This window comes from Agromyces humatus, from assembly GCF_021228295.1.
GTDB lineage: Bacteria > Actinomycetota > Actinomycetes > Actinomycetales > Microbacteriaceae > Agromyces > Agromyces humatus.
The window spans coordinates 238,471-252,512 of the sequence record NZ_JAJQPD010000002.1 but is presented as its reverse complement, the minus strand read 5'-3'; the positions used below and the strand labels follow the sequence as shown (position 1 = coordinate 252,512).

The window sequence follows — 14,042 nt, the reverse complement described above, 5'->3', positions numbered from 1 at the left end:
GATCACTCAGAGCGACGCGTCGCGCCCATTGCGCGCGCGTCGCTCTCGCGGGGTGACCCGAAGGCCGCTGCGGCGCAGGCGCACGATGAGTTCGCGCGGCGAAACCGCTTCGGCGCCCGCGGCGACGAGCTCGTCGTACCGTTCGATCGGCACGTCGTAGTGGTCGAGGTCGAACGCCCGAGGCGGCACTTCCATGCGTCGAGCGAACGCGTGCAGCTCGTCGACCGAGGCATCGCTCACGAGGTGCGACCACACGGTGCCGTGCTTGGGCCAGAGCGGCGTGTCGATGAGCACCGTCATGCCGCGATACTACGCGGGCGAGCTCCCGACTCGCCGCGGTGACGCGCGTTTGACCGGCCCCGGGTCATCCGGTAAACTCGACCGTTGGTGCCACCGCTTATCCCGGTGTGCCCGCCTGCAGACGATTCTGCAACACAGTTTTCTGGCAGTGACGACCCTCCTTCCCGCTGGGGTCCCGCGCAGTGACACCCCATCAGACAGTCGGAGCCGTCAGGTTCCCCAGAGATAGGTACGAGTAGTGGTTTACGCAGTAGTGCGCGCCGGCGGTCGGCAGGAGAAGGTCGAAGTCGGCACCATCGTGACGATGGACCGCATCAAGGCTGACAAGGACGGCAACGTCCAGCTCACCCCGGTGCTCCTCGTCGATGGCGAGACGATCACCTCCGACGCCAAGTCGCTCGCGAAGGTCACGGTCACGGCTGAGGTCCTCAACGACCTTCGCGGCCCCAAGATCGTGATCCAGAAGTTCAAGAACAAGACCGGCTACAAGAAGCGCCAGGGCCACCGTCAGGAGCTCACGCGCGTCAAGATCACCGGCATCAAGTAGCCCGCGGCTCGCAAGGAGAATCAGACATGGCACACAAAAAGGGAGCGAGCTCCACTCGCAACGGTCGTGACTCGAACGCCCAGCGCCTCGGCGTGAAGCGCTTCGGCGGCCAGGTCGTCGGCGCAGGCGAGATCCTCGTCCGCCAGCGCGGCACCCACTTCCACCCCGGTGCGGGTGTCGGCCGTGGCGGCGATGACACGCTGTTCGCGCTCGAAGCCGGTGCAGTGCAGTTCGGCAACAAGGGCGGCCGCAAGGTCGTCAACATCGTGGCGGCCGGCGAATAGCCGACCGACGGTCTTCGTGAGGGCGGGCTTCGGCTCGCCCTCACGTGTTTTCATCAGAAAGAGGGGTGCGGAATGGTCAGCTTCGTCGACGAGGTGACGCTGTTCCTGCGCGCCGGTCACGGCGGCAACGGGTGCGTCTCGGTGCGTCGTGAGAAGTTCAAGCCGCTCGGCGGCCCCGATGGAGGCAACGGCGGCAGCGGCGGTGACATCGTGCTCGTCGCCGACCCGAACGTGACGACGCTGCTCGGGTATCACGGCCGCCCGCATCGCTCGAGCGACAACGGTCAGCCGGGCATGGGCGACAACCGCGCGGGCGCGATGGCCGAGACCCTCGAGCTTCCGGTGCCGATCGGCACGGTCGTGAAGGACGACGAGGGCAACGAACTCGCCGACCTCACCGAGCCCGGCATGCGATTCGTCGCCGCCGCAGGCGGTCTCGGCGGTCTCGGCAACGCGGCGCTCGCGTCCACGAAGCGCAAGGCACCCGGCTTCGCCCTGCTCGGCACGCTCGGCGACGAGACCGAGGTCACGCTCGAGCTGAAGACCATCGCAGACGTCGCACTCGTCGGGTACCCGTCGGCCGGCAAGTCGAGCCTGATCGCCGCCCTCTCCGCGGCACGGCCGAAGATCGCCGATTACCCGTTCACAACGCTGCACCCGAACCTCGGCGTCGTGCAGGCCGGCGACCACCGGTTCACCGTCGCCGACGTGCCCGGCCTCATCGAGGGCGCCAGTGAGGGCAAGGGGCTCGGACTCGAGTTCCTGCGCCATGTCGAGCGCTGCTCGGCGCTGCTCCACGTCGTCGACTGCGCCACGCTCGAGCCCGGGCGAGACCCCGTCACCGACCTCGACGTGATCCTGGCCGAGCTCGCCGCCTATCCCGTGCCCGAGGGGCAGCTTCCGCTGCTCGAACGCCCGCAGCTCATCGCTCTCAACAAGATCGACGTGCCCGAGGCGCGTGAGCTCGCCGACTTCGTGCGCGGCGAGTTCGAGGCGCGCGGCTACCGCGTGTTCGAGATCTCGACCGTCAGCCACGAGGGCCTGCGTCAGCTCGGATTCGCGCTGGGTGAACTCGTCGACGAGGCACGAGCGGATGCCGCTGCCGAGCCCGTCGCCGAACGCATCGTCATCCGCCCGCGGTTCGCCAACGACCCCGGATTCACCGTGCGCGCCGAGGGCGGCAGCTACGGCACGCTCTACCGGGTGCTCGGCAAGAAGCCCGAGCGATGGGTTCAGCAGACCGACTTCACCAACGACGAAGCGGTGGGCTTCCTCGCCGACCGGCTCGCGAAGCTCGGCGTCGAGGATGAACTCGTGCGCGCGGGTGCCGTCGCAGGATCGACCGTCGTCATCGGCAAGGGCTCTGGCGTCGTCTTCGACTGGGAGCCGACGCTGACCTCGACCGCCGAGCTCATCACCGCGCCGCGCGGCACCGACGTGAGGCTCGACGAGAACCGTCGCGCAACGCGCGCCGAGCGCAAGAGCGAGTACCACGAGCGCATGGACGCGAAGGCCGAGGCGAGAGCCGAGCTGCTGCGCGAGCGCGAGGCGGGGATGTGGGCTGTTGAGTCCGAACTGCCCCACACGGCCGACGCGGCCGACGACGCCGGCGTGACGGTCGAGACCGGTTCGGAGGACGCGACGGGCGAGGGCGACCGGTGACCCCGCGCTCTCGTGCCGAGATCCACGCGGCGCGCCGCATCGTCGTGAAGGTCGGCTCGTCGTCGATCTCTGGTGAGAATGCCGGGCAGATCGCACCGCTCGTCGACGCCCTCGCCGGCGCTCATGGGCGCGGCGCAGAAGTCGTGCTCGTGTCGTCGGGTGCGATCGCCACGGGAATGCCGTATCTTCGCCTCGATGCGCGGCCCACCGATCTCGCGACACAGCAGGCAGCGGCATCCGTCGGCCAGAACCTGCTCGTCTTCCGCTACCAGGACTCCCTCGACCGATACGACATCGTCGCGGGCCAGGTGTTGCTGACCGCGGGCGACCTCGAGCACGAGACCCCGCGTCTGAACGCGCAACGTGCCATGGACCGGCTGCTCGCCCTGCGGATCCTGCCGATCGTGAACGAGAACGACACGGTCGCCACCCACGAGATCCGATTCGGCGACAACGATCGCCTCGCCGCCCTGGTCGCCGAACTCATCGGTGCCGACCTGCTCGTGCTGCTCTCGGACGTCGACGCGCTGTACACGCGCCCGCCCCACCTCGAGGGCGCCGAACGCATCGCCGACGTGCCATTCGGCGACGAGTTGGCGGGTGTCGAGATCGGCTCGGTCGGCCGGGCCGGCGTCGGCACCGGGGGAGCAGAGACCAAGGTCTCGGCGGCGCGCATCGCGGCAGAGGCGGGCACCGCGGTGCTCATCACCGCGACGACGCTCGTCGACGATGCCCTGGCCGGCCGCGAGGTCGGCACCTGGTTCGAGCCCGCGCGCTGACGCCGCCTCGTCACACGGCGGTCGCATGTCGCGGCGCGCCGTAGGCTGGATCCATGGAGCAGACCGACCTCGACACCACAGTGCTCGACGATCGCCTCGCCGCGGCCAAGCAGGCGTCGTACCGACTCGCCCGCGCGACGACGGCCGAGAAGGACGCGGCGCTCGAGCAGGTCTCGTCGTTGTTGCGGGCACGCGCCGTCGACATCGTCTCAGCGAATGAGCTCGATCTCGAAGCCGGTCGCGCGTCGGGCCTGGCTGAGGGGCTGCTCGACCGGCTCACGCTCGACGTGCGCCGCATCACGTCGATCGCCGATGCCGTGCTCGAGGTCATCGGCCTCACCGACCCGATCGGCGAGACGCTCAGTGGTCGCACCCTGCCGAGCGGAGTGCGCATCGACCAGGTGCGCGTGCCGCTCGGGGTCGTCGGCGCCATCTATGAGGCACGTCCGAACGTGACCATCGACATCGCCGTGCTCGCACTGAAGAGCGGCAACGCCGTCGTACTCCGCGGCGGCAGCGCGGCCGAGCACACCAATCGCGTGCTCATCGACGTGTTGCGCGACGCACTCGACGCCGTGGGGCTCCCGGCCGAGGCAGTGCAGACCGTCGACGACTTCGGTCGCGCCGGTGCACGGCACCTCATGCAGGCCCGCGACTACGTCGACGTGCTCATCCCGCGCGGCAGCGCCGGGCTCATCCGCGCGGTCGTCGACGAGGCACGCGTCCCCGTCATCGAGACCGGCGCCGGTGTGGTGCACATGTTCCTCGACGAGTCGGCGCCTGAACAGTGGGCGGTCGACCTGGTGCACAACGCCAAGGTGCAGCGGCCGAGCGTCTGCAACGCCCTCGAGACCCTCCTCGTGCACCGCGACGCCGCCGAGCGACTGCTGCCGTCGGTGATCGACCGGCTCGAGGCATCCGGCGTCACCGTGCACGCCGACGAACGCGTGCGCGCCCTGCGGCCCGAGGCGCTGCCGGTCACCGACGAGGACTGGGCGACCGAGCACATGAGCCTCGACATCTCGGTCGGCATCGTCGACTCGCTCGACGACGCGCTCGCGCACATCCGGCGGTACTCGACCAAGCACACCGAGTCGATCATCACGAACGACCTCGGCAATGCCGAGCGGTTCCTCAACGAGGTCGACGCGGCGGCGGTCATGGTGAATGCCTCGACCCGGTTCACCGATGGTGCCGAGTTCGGCTTCGGCGCCGAGGTGGGCATCTCCACCCAGAAGCTGCACGCACGTGGCCCGATGGGACTTCCCGAGCTCACGAGCACGAAGTGGATCGTGCGCGGTGCCGGGCACGTGCGTGCCTGACCTCGCTAGACTGTCACGAGCGACACCCGCAGGATTCGAAAGGAACGGCGAATGAGCCTCACCACCGCAGCGTTGACCGGAACGGTGCTCACCGAGACGGTGCACGCGAGGCACCTGCCGATGGAGTCGTGGCTCTACGGGCTCGTGGCGCTCGTCGTCTTCGCCATCCTCGCGTTCGTCGTCGCGTCCTACCGCGACGTCGCCAACCGTCACCGTTCCAAGGCCGAGGCCTACGCTGCCCGCCACTCCGGAGACGCGCACGGCGGCCACTGAGGCTGGCGATCGCGCGATGACGGGCGAGCCCCGCCGGCCACGTATCGGGGTCATGGGCGGCACGTTCGATCCGATCCACCACGGCCACCTGGTCGCGGCGAGCGAGGTCGCGCAGTCGCTTGAACTCGATGAGGTGATCTTCGTCCCGACGGGGCAGCCGAGCTACAAGACCGTCGTCACACCGGCCGAGCACCGGTACCTCATGACGGTCATCGCCACGGCGTCCAATCCGCGCTTCACGGTGAGTCGCGTCGACATCGACCGGCCGAAGGCCACGTTCACGATCGACACGCTTCGCGACATCCGCGATGAGCGTCCCGATGCCGACCTCTTCTTCATCACCGGCGCCGATGCGATCGCGCAGATCCTGGCCTGGAAAGACGTCGAAGAACTCTGGGACCTCGCGCACTTCGTTGCTGTGAGTCGCCCGGGACATGTGTTGTCCGTTTCGGGTTTGCCAGAGCAAGACGTAAGCTTGTTGGAAGTTCCGGCACTTGCGATCTCGTCGACCGATTGCCGGAGCAGGGTGCGCCGGGGTTTCCCGGTGTGGTACTTGGTGCCCGATGGGGTCGTCCAGTACATCTCCAAGCACCATCTCTACCGGAGTGTCGAATGACGTCGTCGCAGGAACCGCCGCTCACGCGCCGCGAAATGCGTGAACGCGAGCGTCTGCTCGAGCAGCAGACGGGTTCGTCGACCCCAGATGCCGAATCACCTCCGGCACCTGCACCGCAGCCGGTGCCCGCCGCACCCCAGCCTGCACCGTTCGCGACGCCCGCCACCGCGACTCCTCCCATCCCGGCGAACACGCCGCCTGCACCGTCGACACCCGCCGTGCGCGGGCCGGCAACGGCGCCGACGTTCGCTCCGCCGCGGCCGGTCGGCGGATTCCCGGTTCCTCAGGGCTCGCCCTTCGGCGCGCCGCCCGCAGCCCCCGCGCCGCAGCACGATCCGTTCTCGCCTCGGCCGGCCGCACCTCCGGCAGACGCGCCCGCGGCTCCGGTTGCGGCGACCACGCCCGAACGCACCCTCACCCGTCGCGAACTTCGGGCGATGCTCGACGGCGGCCAGCTCGACGAGTTCGACGACGAGGTCGAAGAGAGCGCGCCGGCACCGGTCGCCCATCCTGTGCCCCCGGCGCATCCGGTCGCGGCGCCTTCCTCACCGGCCGCCGCGGTACCGGCCGCATCGATGCCCTCGACGCCCGTCGCGCCCAATCGCCCGCAGCCCGTAGCGCCACAGTCCTCGAACGCCACCGTCGATCCCGTGCCGGTGCCGAACGCCGGTCACTGGACGTCGCAGCTCAACGTGCCGATCGATGCGCCCGAGCCGTTCGACCAGCTGCTCTCGCGTGGGGCCCTGAGCCACGGCGTCCCCACGACGACGAATGCGCTCATCCTGCCGTCCCTGCCCGACCAGGGTCCGCTCGGCAACCAGATCACGAGCGCCGGCGAGATCATCGCCACGGGGTCGATCGACCTGCCTCGAAGCTATGGCGCCACCGGGGTTCACCCGAGCCAGATCGACTCCTCCGACGTCGACCGCCTGTTCGACCAGGTCGAAGACGTCGGCACGGGCGTCGCGCCTGTCGCGGCGACCCGGGCGATCAGCACGCAGGGGGCCTCTCGTGCGATGATCGCTCCGCCCAAGAAGGAGGGCATGAACGTTCCGCTCGTGCTCGCCGTGACCGCCGGTGTGCTCGCACTCGGTGTCGTCGCCACCCTCGTGATCGGTGCAGTCGCGGGCCTGTTCTGAGCCTCAGCACCGATCGACAGCCAACGCAGACCGGAAATGAGCGTATGACCGCATCCGACCAGGCACTCGAGTCCCTCGCCCTTGCGGCGCGGGCCGCAGACGCGAAGGGCGGCGAAGACCTCGTCGCCCTCGACGTGTCACGACCGCTCCCGTTCGCCGACGTGTTCTTCCTCGCCACGGGCAACTCCGAACGGAACGTCATCGCCATCGCCGATGCCATCGAAGAGGTGCTCGGCCGCGCCGGGCGACGCGAAGGGCACGATGCGGGCCGTTGGGTGCTCCTCGACTTCGGCGATCTCGTCGTGCATGTCTTCCACCGCGAAGAGCGCATGTACTACGGGCTCGAACGGCTCTGGGCCGACTGCCCGGCCCTGCCCGTGGCCCCGTTGCTGGCCGCGAGCAGCTGACCGAGCGCTCGCATCGCCTGCGGCGCCCTCGATTTCGTTCGCGGGCACGGGCTGGTGTAAGCTCAATTCGTTGCCCCGAACGGGGCGCATGGGTCTGTGGCGCAGCTGGTAGCGCACCTGCATGGCATGCAGGGGGTCAGGGGTTCGAGTCCCCTCAGATCCACCAAAAACCCCTGATGAATCGCAAGATTTGTCAGGGGTTCTTTCGTTGAAGAAGGCCTGAAATGGGCCGTTGGGGCTGTTTTGGGTCCATTTTCAAATCGCCCCGAGGTTTGCAGCGAGCCACAACGGATCACGTCAGACCGCGATGATGCATTGGGATGTGCGGCACTCACCAGGTGTTGGCACATCCGTACGGCTCGTCGTCTCATCGCTGCCGCTCTTCGTGGCCGTCGGTTGCGGACCATGAGGAATTCGTCGCAGTGTGGGGTGATGAGCGAAGAATTCGACGTCGTCGTGGTCGGTGGGGGACCGGCGGGACTGAGCGCGGCCTTGAGCCTCGTTCGCGCCCGCAGGAAGGTTCTGGTCCTGGACGCCGGGCGGCCGCGAAACCGGTTCGCAGCACATATGCATGGCGTGCTCGGCCACGATGGTCTTTCGCCTCGTACGCTGCTCGCGGCCGGCCGTGACGAGATCCTCGGGTACGGCGGCGAGGTTCGCGACGCCGCGGTCACCGGGGTGACCGTGATGCCCGGTATCCGCGTCTCCTCGAGCGCGGGAGAGGTCTCGGCGCGGCGGCTGCTCGTGGCGACAGGGCTGACGGATGAACTCCTCCCGATCCCGGGGCTGCGTGAGAATTGGGGCACCGCAGTGGTGGTGTGTCCATACTGCGACGCATGGGAGCGCCGAGACCGGATCATCGGAGTTGTGGCCACCTCCGTCGACAGCGTCGAGCAGGCACAGACGCTTCGACAATGGACTGACCGGGTCGTGTACTTCGCGAACGGTTTCGAGGTGCCGAATGCCGAGACCTCCCGACGGCTCAGGGTGCGGGGTATCCGGATCGTCCACGCCCCGGTGGTGCGGCTCACGATGAGATCCGACCAGGAAGTCCGATTGCATCTCGCAGACGGGGCCGACGTCGGCGTCGGCGCTGTCTTCACTGGGACCACGATGCGGCCCAACGACGACCTGCTTCGCGCGTTGGGTGCGCGCACCACGATCGACCGCACGAGCGAGTGGATCGCAGTGGATTCCGACGGGCGCACGAGCGTTCGGGGTGTGTGGGCGGTCGGCAACGTGGTCGATCCCCGGTCGAACGTGTCTGTTTCGCTCGGGGCCGGCTCGCTCATTGCGGGAGCCATGAATGCAGACATGGTTGCGGAGGATATCGATGCTGCGGCCGCCGAAGCGCGCGAATGACGGGTGCAGGGTCGATCATCGTGCCGAACCGACCTGGCCGGCCGTCGACGTGCGTGCGCCGACTACGGGTAGACCTGCTCGACCTGCCATTCGGCTCCGGTGTGACGGAGGTCGAAGACCAGCGCTTCGCCGGTCACCGTCGAGCGTGCGGTGAGACGCCATCCTCGGGTGCTCCGTCGAGCCGGCGGATGGGTGATCCCGGTGGGCCAGTCGACGTCGCCGGGGAGTGGCGTCGGGATGTCGATGGTCGTGTAGCGGGCGCCTTCGTAGACAAGACGAACCGGGCGGTCTGCGTCGTCGAGCCAAACGGCGACCGGTGCGGGTTGAGCGAGGAGCATGGGGAGCCTCCAAGTTGTTCGAACGTGTGTTCGAATGGTACGTCACGGAACGGCGACACGCCAACGCGCGAATCGGCATTCGGGTGCAGAGCGCCGGTGCGGTTTCCGGGCAGCTGGCCGTTGACCGGGAGTATGTCTCGAGGCGCGTCCGGGCCGCGCGCAACGCCTAGGCTTGAGCGTGTGGACATCCGAGACATCCCGCTGACGACCATCGACGGCGACCCTGCAACGCTCGCGGAGTACGCCGATGACGTCGTCATGGTCGTGAATGTCGCCTCGCGGTGCGGCCTGACACCGCAGTACGAGAAGCTCGAGGCGCTGCAGCGCGAGTACGGCGAGCGCGGGTTCACCGTGCTCGGGTTCCCGTGCAACCAGTTCGCCGGGCAGGAGCCCGGTACCACCGACGACATCAAGGAGTTCTGCTCCACCACCTACGGCATCTCCTTCCCGCTGATGGCGAAGGTCAAGGTCAACGGGCGTCAACGCCATCCGCTGTATGACGAGCTGACGAAGGTGCCCGACTCCTCGGGCAAGGCCGGTCGCGTGAAGTGGAACTTCGAGAAGTTCGTCATCCAGCCCGGTGGCGAAGTGCAGCGGTTCCGTCCGGCGACGCAGCCCGACGCGCCCGAGGTCGTCGAGGCCATCGAGCGCGGACTCTCCGAGCGACGCGCCGCCTGACCCGTTCCTGCTTGGCTCGGGCGCGGCGCGGTTCCTTGACCCCGCCGTGAGACGCGGCCCACAATTGGGGAGTCGATCCGTTCTCAGGGGAGCAGGGGTAGCGAATGTCCGATGCCTACACACGTCCGATCGAAACCGAACTGATCGAAGACCCGGGTCTCGGCAACGCGCGCGAGTCCGAAGCGGCGCCGAGCGCGCACCCCGCCACCGCGGAACAGCCGCACGCGTGGAGCCGCGATCTGCGGTTCATGCTGGTCGTGCTCACGGCGATCGTCGTCCTCTTCCTCGCGTTCGCGCTGCTCATCGCGTTCAGTCCCACCGGCGAGGCGATCAGCGCACTGGCGATCATCGCCGCCCCGATCGCGACGATGGTCGCGGCGTACTACGGCATCTCGCTCGCGCTCCGTCAGGTGCGCGACGCACGTGAGGCGGCCGACGCGGCCGAGGCGCGGGCACGAGCGGCCGAGGCCAGCGCCCGTGAGTCCGACTCATGGGCGGCGCAGATGGAGTCGGGGCTGCGGGTCGCCGTCGCGAAACTCCGGTCTGCCGGGCAGAACACCCGTGACGTCGAGCGAGCGGCCGGCACCCCCGACGAGTTCTTCTGATCCGTCGCCGTCGCCGTTGCCGTCGGCGGCGACCCGGCAGCCGCCCCGGTCTCAGAGCTCGGCGAGCACCGACACCGGCCGCTCGATGCAGCGCGCCACGAACGTGAGGAACGCGGCCGCTTCTGCACCGTCGCACACACGGTGGTCGAACGAGATCGTCAGTTCGGTGACGGTTCGCACCGCGAGTTGCCCGTCGACCACCCACGGGCGCTCGACGAGTCGGCCGATGCCGAGCATTGCGGCCTCGGGGTGGTTGATGATCGCGGCCGAGCCGTCGACGCCGAGCGTGCCGTAGTTGTTGAGCGTGAACGTGCCGCCGGTGAGCGCCGAGAGCGGGAAGGCGCCGGCCGCGGCCTGCTCTGAGCGCGCGCCGATCGCGTCGCGCAGCTCGCGCAGCGACATCCGTTCGGCGCCGTGCACGACGGGTACGAGCAGGCCACGCGGTGTCTGTGCCGCGAGGCCGAGGTTCACTGCAGAGTGCAGCACGAGCTCTTCGCGTTCGGCGTCGTAGCTCGAGTTGAGCGACGGGTGCCTGCGCAGGCCCGCGACGACGAACCGTGCGACGAGCGCGGTCACGCCGTAGCGCTCGCCCGTGGCTTCGTTCAGCTGGCGCCGGGCTGCGAGGAGCTCGGTCGCGTCGACATCCATCCACACCGTGGCCTCGGGGATCTCGCGCCGTGAGCGCGAGAAGTGCGCGGCGGCCGTGCGAGCGGTTCGATCGAGCGGCACCCGGCGGTCACCTGCGTCAGGCGACGACGAGGCGAGCGAGGACGCTGCGGCCGCCTCCGCGGCCGGTGCGACCGACGTGGCGGATGCGGCGCCCTGTGCCGCCGTCGCGCCCAGCTCGTCGCTGATGAACGATTCGACGTCGCGACGCATGACCAGGTGGTCGGGCCCCGACCCGTCGAGCTGGCTCGCGTCGAATCCGTGCTCACGGGCGATCCGCCGCACGATCGGCGAGACCACGGGGGAGCGGCGGCCGGCATCAAGTCGTGAGCCGCCCGAGGCGGCGCGAGGCGCGTTCGAGCCGCCGCCGACGACCGCGGGCCGGCGCCCGAACCGTGCGGGCGCCGAGGCGTGGCGTTTCGTGACCGTGGACTGCTTGGTGCCGTACCCGATGAGCACGGCGCCCGAGCCCTCGGCAGCGGGCTCGGCGGCCGGGACATCCGCATCGCCGGACACGGCGCCGGACACGGCGCCGGGCGAAACGCCCGGCGAATCGGCAGCAGCGGCGCCCACCTCGGCTCCGACGGCGGCGAGGGTCAGGAGCACGCTGCCCGCGTGGATGACCTGACCGACCTCACCGCCGAGCGACTCGACGACACCGGCGAACGGCGTCGGCAACTGCACGACCGATTTCGCCGACTCGAGCTCGACGACGGGCTGGTCGATCGCGACCTCATCGCCGGGGGCCACGAGCCACGCGACGATCTCGGCCTCGGTGAGGCCCTCGCCCAGGTCGGGAAGGATGAACTCGCGGCTCATGCGTCCCACTCCCAGGCGTCGAGGGCGGCGAGCACGCGGTCGGCGGTCGGCAGGTGGTACTCCTCGAGCTTCGGCGAGGGGAACGGGATGTCGAAGCCGGCGATGCGCAGCACGGGTGCCGCGAGGTGGTGGAAGTTGCGCTCGGTGACCCGGGCGGCGACCTCGGCGCCGTAGCCGCCGAACTGCGCCGCCTCGTGGATCACGGCCGCACGCGACGTCTTGCGAACGGATGCCCCGACCGTCTCATCGTCGAACGGGGAGAGGCTGCGCAGGTCGACGACCTCGATCGAGAGTCCCTCGTCGACCGCCGCGTCAGCCGCCTCGAGCGCTGTGCGCACCGTGGGTCCGTAGGCGATGAGCGTGACGTCGGCACCCTCGCGCACGACCTCCGCGCGGTCCATCGGCGCCGTCGTCACGGGGAGCGCGAGCGGAGCCTTCGACCAGTAGCGGCTCTTGGGCTCCATGAACACGACGGGGTCGTCGCTGTCGATCGCCTCCCGCAGCATCGAGTACGCGTCGGCGGGATTCGACGGCATCACCACGGTGAGGCCGGGCGTCGAGGTCCAGTACGCCTCGGACGAGTCGGAGTGGTGCTCGACCCCGCCGATCGCACCGGCGCACGGAATGCGCACGACCATCGGCAGAGTGACCCGTCCCTTGGTGCGGTTGCGCATCTTGGCGACGTGCGACACCATCTGCTCGAACGCCGGGTAGCTGAACGCGTCGAACTGCATCTCGACGACCGGGCGCATGCCGTACATGGCCATGCCGATCGCGGTGCCGATGATGCCCGACTCGGCGAGCGGCGAGTCCCAGATGCGATCTTCGCCGAACTGCGTCTGGAGGCCGTCGGTCACGCGGAAGACGCCGCCGAGCGGGCCCACGTCTTCTCCATAGACGACGACCCGGTCGTCGGCCGCCATCGCGTCGCGAAGCGCGGCGTTGAGCGCGCCGGCCATCGTCAGCTGGGTGGGGGCGGATGCCTCGGCCGCAGCCGGAGGCGCAGTGGTCGTGTCGGCGCTCATCGGGCCCCTGCCTCGTGCTGGGCGAACGCGCCGGCTGCGAGCTCGGCCTCGAGGGCCGACCGCTGCTCGAGCAGGGCGGTGCGCGGGCGGGAGTAGACGTGATCGAACAGTTCGAGCGGGTCGAGCTCGGCCTCGACCGACATGGCCTCGCGCGTCTTCGCCGCGAGCGCTTCAGCGGCATCCGTGATCTCGGAACGCACCGTCTCGCTCAGCGCACCCTCGGAGACGAGGTACTTCTCGAGCCGCTCGATGGGGTCGCGGCGCTTCCAGTGCTCGACCTCGCGGGCCTCGCGGTAGCGCGTCGGGTCGTCGGAGTTCGTGTGCGACTCGATCCGGTAGGTGACGCCCTCGATGAGCGTCGGCCCGCCGCCGGCTCGGGCCCGCTCGACGGCCGCGTGCGTCACCGCGTACATCGCGGCCACGTCGTTGCCATCGACGTGGTAGCCGGGCATGCCGTAGCCGACCGCCTTGTCGGCGAGGGTCGCCGCGTGCGTCTGGCGCGAGAGCGGCACGCTGATGGCGTACTGGTTGTTCTGCACGACGAACACGGTCGGCGTCTGCCAGACGGCGGCGAAGTTGAAGGCCTCGTGGGCGTCGCCCTCGCTCGTGGCACCGTCGCCGAGGAACGTCAGCGCGACGATCGGGTCGCGCCGCAGGCGTGCCGCATGCGACAGGCCCACGGCGTGCAGCGCCTGCGTGGCGAGTGGAGTGGCCTGGGCTGCGGTGCGATACGCATGCTGGTCGTAGCCGTTGTGCCAGTCGCCGCGGAACGACTGCAGGATCTCACCGGGCTCGAGGCCGCGGGTGATGAGCGCGACGCAGTCGCGATAGGTGGGGAAGAACCAGTCGGTGGAGCCGATCGCCGAGATCGCGCCGATCTCGCAGCCCTCCTGGCCGTACGCCGAGGGGTAGGTCGCGAGGCGTCCCTGCTTGGTGAGCGCGGTGACCTGCACGTCGAATCGACGGGCGATGACCATCTTGCGATACAGGTCGAGCAGCGTTTCGCCGTCGGGAAGCGCGAACCCGCCGGTGGCGGCTCCGGTCAGCGCGTGACCGGCATTGTCGAGCAGCCGCAACGGCTTCGCGGACGGGAGGGTGCGCATCGGGGCGTGCTCGACATTGAGGCTCATGCAGCCATCGTGCGCCATCTTGACGCGCTCCGGAGGGTCGCGCGAGCAACCGTGAACGATCGGCTGCAGCGGCGTGAACCGCGTGCCATT

17 protein-coding genes and 1 tRNA gene are annotated in these 14,042 nt (G+C 69.3%); 13 read left to right on the top strand and 5 right to left on the bottom strand.

What is annotated here, in order from left to right:
- Positions 1-6 precede the first annotated feature (6 nt).
- A complete protein-coding gene (locus LSF15_RS03865; protein WP_232497207.1) occupies positions 7-300 on the bottom strand; it encodes a DUF4031 domain-containing protein in 294 nt (97 codons plus the stop codon).
- Between the two features lie 238 nt (positions 301-538).
- On the opposite strand from LSF15_RS03865, the gene rplU reads away from it, so the two are divergent.
- The 11 genes from rplU to LSF15_RS03810 all read left to right on the top strand — a co-directional run bounded on the left by rplU (position 539) and on the right by LSF15_RS03810 (position 8,691).
- Positions 539-847 carry a 50S ribosomal protein L21 gene (gene rplU, locus LSF15_RS03860; protein WP_232497206.1) on the top strand — a complete coding sequence of 103 codons (309 nt, stop codon included), beginning with the start codon at positions 539-541 and terminating at the stop codon, positions 845-847.
- A 26-nt stretch (positions 848-873) separates the two neighbouring features.
- Positions 874-1,131: a 50S ribosomal protein L27 gene (gene rpmA, locus LSF15_RS03855; RefSeq protein WP_232497205.1), complete on the top strand. Its 258-nt coding sequence runs from the start codon at positions 874-876 to the stop codon at positions 1,129-1,131.
- A gap of 72 nt (positions 1,132-1,203) precedes the next feature.
- Complete coding sequence (gene obgE, locus LSF15_RS03850; protein ID WP_232497204.1) at positions 1,204-2,793, top strand: GTPase ObgE; 1,590 nt, start codon at positions 1,204-1,206, stop codon at positions 2,791-2,793.
- The gene (gene proB / locus LSF15_RS03845) at positions 2,790-3,572 is read left to right on the top strand and encodes a glutamate 5-kinase (RefSeq protein ID WP_232497203.1); all 783 of its coding nucleotides are present in this window, start codon (positions 2,790-2,792) and stop codon (positions 3,570-3,572) included. Before obgE ends, proB begins: the two co-directional genes overlap by 4 nt.
- Positions 3,573-3,625: 53 nt before the next feature.
- Positions 3,626-4,894: a glutamate-5-semialdehyde dehydrogenase gene (locus tag LSF15_RS03840; protein ID WP_232497202.1), complete on the top strand. Its 1,269-nt coding sequence runs from the start codon at positions 3,626-3,628 to the stop codon at positions 4,892-4,894.
- 51 nt (positions 4,895-4,945) lie between these two features.
- Complete coding sequence (locus tag LSF15_RS03835) at positions 4,946-5,167, top strand: hypothetical protein (protein ID WP_232497201.1); 222 nt, start codon at positions 4,946-4,948, stop codon at positions 5,165-5,167.
- A 16-nt stretch (positions 5,168-5,183) separates the two neighbouring features.
- Entirely contained in the window at positions 5,184-5,783 is a 600-nt protein-coding gene (nadD, locus tag LSF15_RS03830; protein WP_232497200.1) for a nicotinate-nucleotide adenylyltransferase, read from the top strand.
- 35 nt (positions 5,784-5,818) lie between these two features.
- Positions 5,819-6,922, top strand: coding sequence for a hypothetical protein (locus LSF15_RS03825; protein ID WP_232497199.1), 1,104 nt, complete (start codon positions 5,819-5,821; stop codon positions 6,920-6,922).
- A 44-nt stretch (positions 6,923-6,966) separates the two neighbouring features.
- A complete protein-coding gene (rsfS, locus tag LSF15_RS03820; RefSeq protein WP_232497198.1) occupies positions 6,967-7,329 on the top strand; it encodes a ribosome silencing factor in 363 nt (120 codons plus the stop codon).
- Positions 7,330-7,419: 90 nt separating this feature from the next.
- A tRNA-Ala gene (locus tag LSF15_RS03815) sits at positions 7,420-7,495 on the top strand.
- A 266-nt stretch (positions 7,496-7,761) separates the two neighbouring features.
- Entirely contained in the window at positions 7,762-8,691 is a 930-nt protein-coding gene (locus tag LSF15_RS03810; protein ID WP_232497197.1) for an NAD(P)/FAD-dependent oxidoreductase, read from the top strand.
- A gap of 62 nt (positions 8,692-8,753) precedes the next feature.
- Here the strand turns inward: LSF15_RS03810 and LSF15_RS03805 are convergent, their stop codons facing one another.
- The gene (locus LSF15_RS03805; RefSeq protein WP_232497196.1) at positions 8,754-9,029 is read right to left on the bottom strand and encodes a hypothetical protein; all 276 of its coding nucleotides are present in this window, start codon (positions 9,027-9,029) and stop codon (positions 8,754-8,756) included.
- A gap of 132 nt (positions 9,030-9,161) precedes the next feature.
- On the opposite strand from LSF15_RS03805, the gene LSF15_RS03800 reads away from it, so the two are divergent.
- Positions 9,162-9,707, top strand: a complete 546-nt coding sequence (locus LSF15_RS03800) for a glutathione peroxidase (RefSeq protein WP_372459899.1) — start codon at positions 9,162-9,164, stop codon at positions 9,705-9,707.
- Between the two features lie 104 nt (positions 9,708-9,811).
- A complete protein-coding gene (locus LSF15_RS03795; RefSeq protein WP_232497195.1) occupies positions 9,812-10,312 on the top strand; it encodes a hypothetical protein in 501 nt (166 codons plus the stop codon).
- A gap of 51 nt (positions 10,313-10,363) precedes the next feature.
- On the opposite strand, the gene LSF15_RS03790 is transcribed toward LSF15_RS03795, so the two are convergent.
- Genes LSF15_RS03790 through pdhA form a run of 3 tightly spaced genes read right to left on the bottom strand, consistent with a single transcriptional unit; the run spans position 10,364 to position 13,952 of the window.
- A complete protein-coding gene (locus LSF15_RS03790) occupies positions 10,364-11,797 on the bottom strand; it encodes a dihydrolipoamide acetyltransferase family protein (RefSeq protein WP_232497194.1) in 1,434 nt (477 codons plus the stop codon).
- Positions 11,794-12,822: an alpha-ketoacid dehydrogenase subunit beta gene (locus LSF15_RS03785; protein ID WP_232497193.1), complete on the bottom strand. Its 1,029-nt coding sequence runs from the start codon at positions 12,820-12,822 to the stop codon at positions 11,794-11,796. Before LSF15_RS03785 ends, LSF15_RS03790 begins: the two co-directional genes overlap by 4 nt.
- A complete protein-coding gene (gene pdhA / locus LSF15_RS03780) occupies positions 12,819-13,952 on the bottom strand; it encodes a pyruvate dehydrogenase (acetyl-transferring) E1 component subunit alpha (protein ID WP_232497192.1) in 1,134 nt (377 codons plus the stop codon). The genes LSF15_RS03785 and pdhA overlap by 4 nt, the downstream gene beginning before the upstream one ends.
- Positions 13,953-14,042 lie beyond the last annotated feature (90 nt).

What these genes read in the sequence shown, in the direction of transcription:
- LSF15_RS03825 (WP_232497199.1), top strand. Translation starts at nt 5,819, where the DNA reads ATGCGTGAACGCGAGCGTCTGCTCGAGCAGCAGACGGGTTCGTCGACC.
- LSF15_RS03865 (WP_232497207.1), bottom strand. Translation starts at nt 300, where the DNA reads ATGACGGTGCTCATCGACACGCCGCTCTGGCCCAAGCACGGCACCGTG.
- LSF15_RS03800 (WP_372459899.1), top strand. Translation starts at nt 9,162, where the DNA reads ATGTCTCGAGGCGCGTCCGGGCCGCGCGCAACGCCTAGGCTTGAGCGT.
- obgE (WP_232497204.1), top strand. Translation starts at nt 1,204, where the DNA reads ATGGTCAGCTTCGTCGACGAGGTGACGCTGTTCCTGCGCGCCGGTCAC.
- LSF15_RS03835 (WP_232497201.1), top strand. Translation starts at nt 4,946, where the DNA reads ATGAGCCTCACCACCGCAGCGTTGACCGGAACGGTGCTCACCGAGACG.
- nadD (WP_232497200.1), top strand. Translation starts at nt 5,184, where the DNA reads ATGACGGGCGAGCCCCGCCGGCCACGTATCGGGGTCATGGGCGGCACG.
- rpmA (WP_232497205.1), top strand. Translation starts at nt 874, where the DNA reads ATGGCACACAAAAAGGGAGCGAGCTCCACTCGCAACGGTCGTGACTCG.
- LSF15_RS03785 (WP_232497193.1), bottom strand. Translation starts at nt 12,822, where the DNA reads ATGAGCGCCGACACGACCACTGCGCCTCCGGCTGCGGCCGAGGCATCC.
- pdhA (WP_232497192.1), bottom strand. Translation starts at nt 13,952, where the DNA reads ATGAGCCTCAATGTCGAGCACGCCCCGATGCGCACCCTCCCGTCCGCG.
- LSF15_RS03840 (WP_232497202.1), top strand. Translation starts at nt 3,626, where the DNA reads ATGGAGCAGACCGACCTCGACACCACAGTGCTCGACGATCGCCTCGCC.
- rsfS (WP_232497198.1), top strand. Translation starts at nt 6,967, where the DNA reads ATGACCGCATCCGACCAGGCACTCGAGTCCCTCGCCCTTGCGGCGCGG.
- LSF15_RS03790 (WP_232497194.1), bottom strand. Translation starts at nt 11,797, where the DNA reads ATGAGCCGCGAGTTCATCCTTCCCGACCTGGGCGAGGGCCTCACCGAG.
- LSF15_RS03795 (WP_232497195.1), top strand. Translation starts at nt 9,812, where the DNA reads ATGTCCGATGCCTACACACGTCCGATCGAAACCGAACTGATCGAAGAC.
- LSF15_RS03810 (WP_232497197.1), top strand. Translation starts at nt 7,762, where the DNA reads ATGAGCGAAGAATTCGACGTCGTCGTGGTCGGTGGGGGACCGGCGGGA.
- LSF15_RS03805 (WP_232497196.1), bottom strand. Translation starts at nt 9,029, where the DNA reads ATGCTCCTCGCTCAACCCGCACCGGTCGCCGTTTGGCTCGACGACGCA.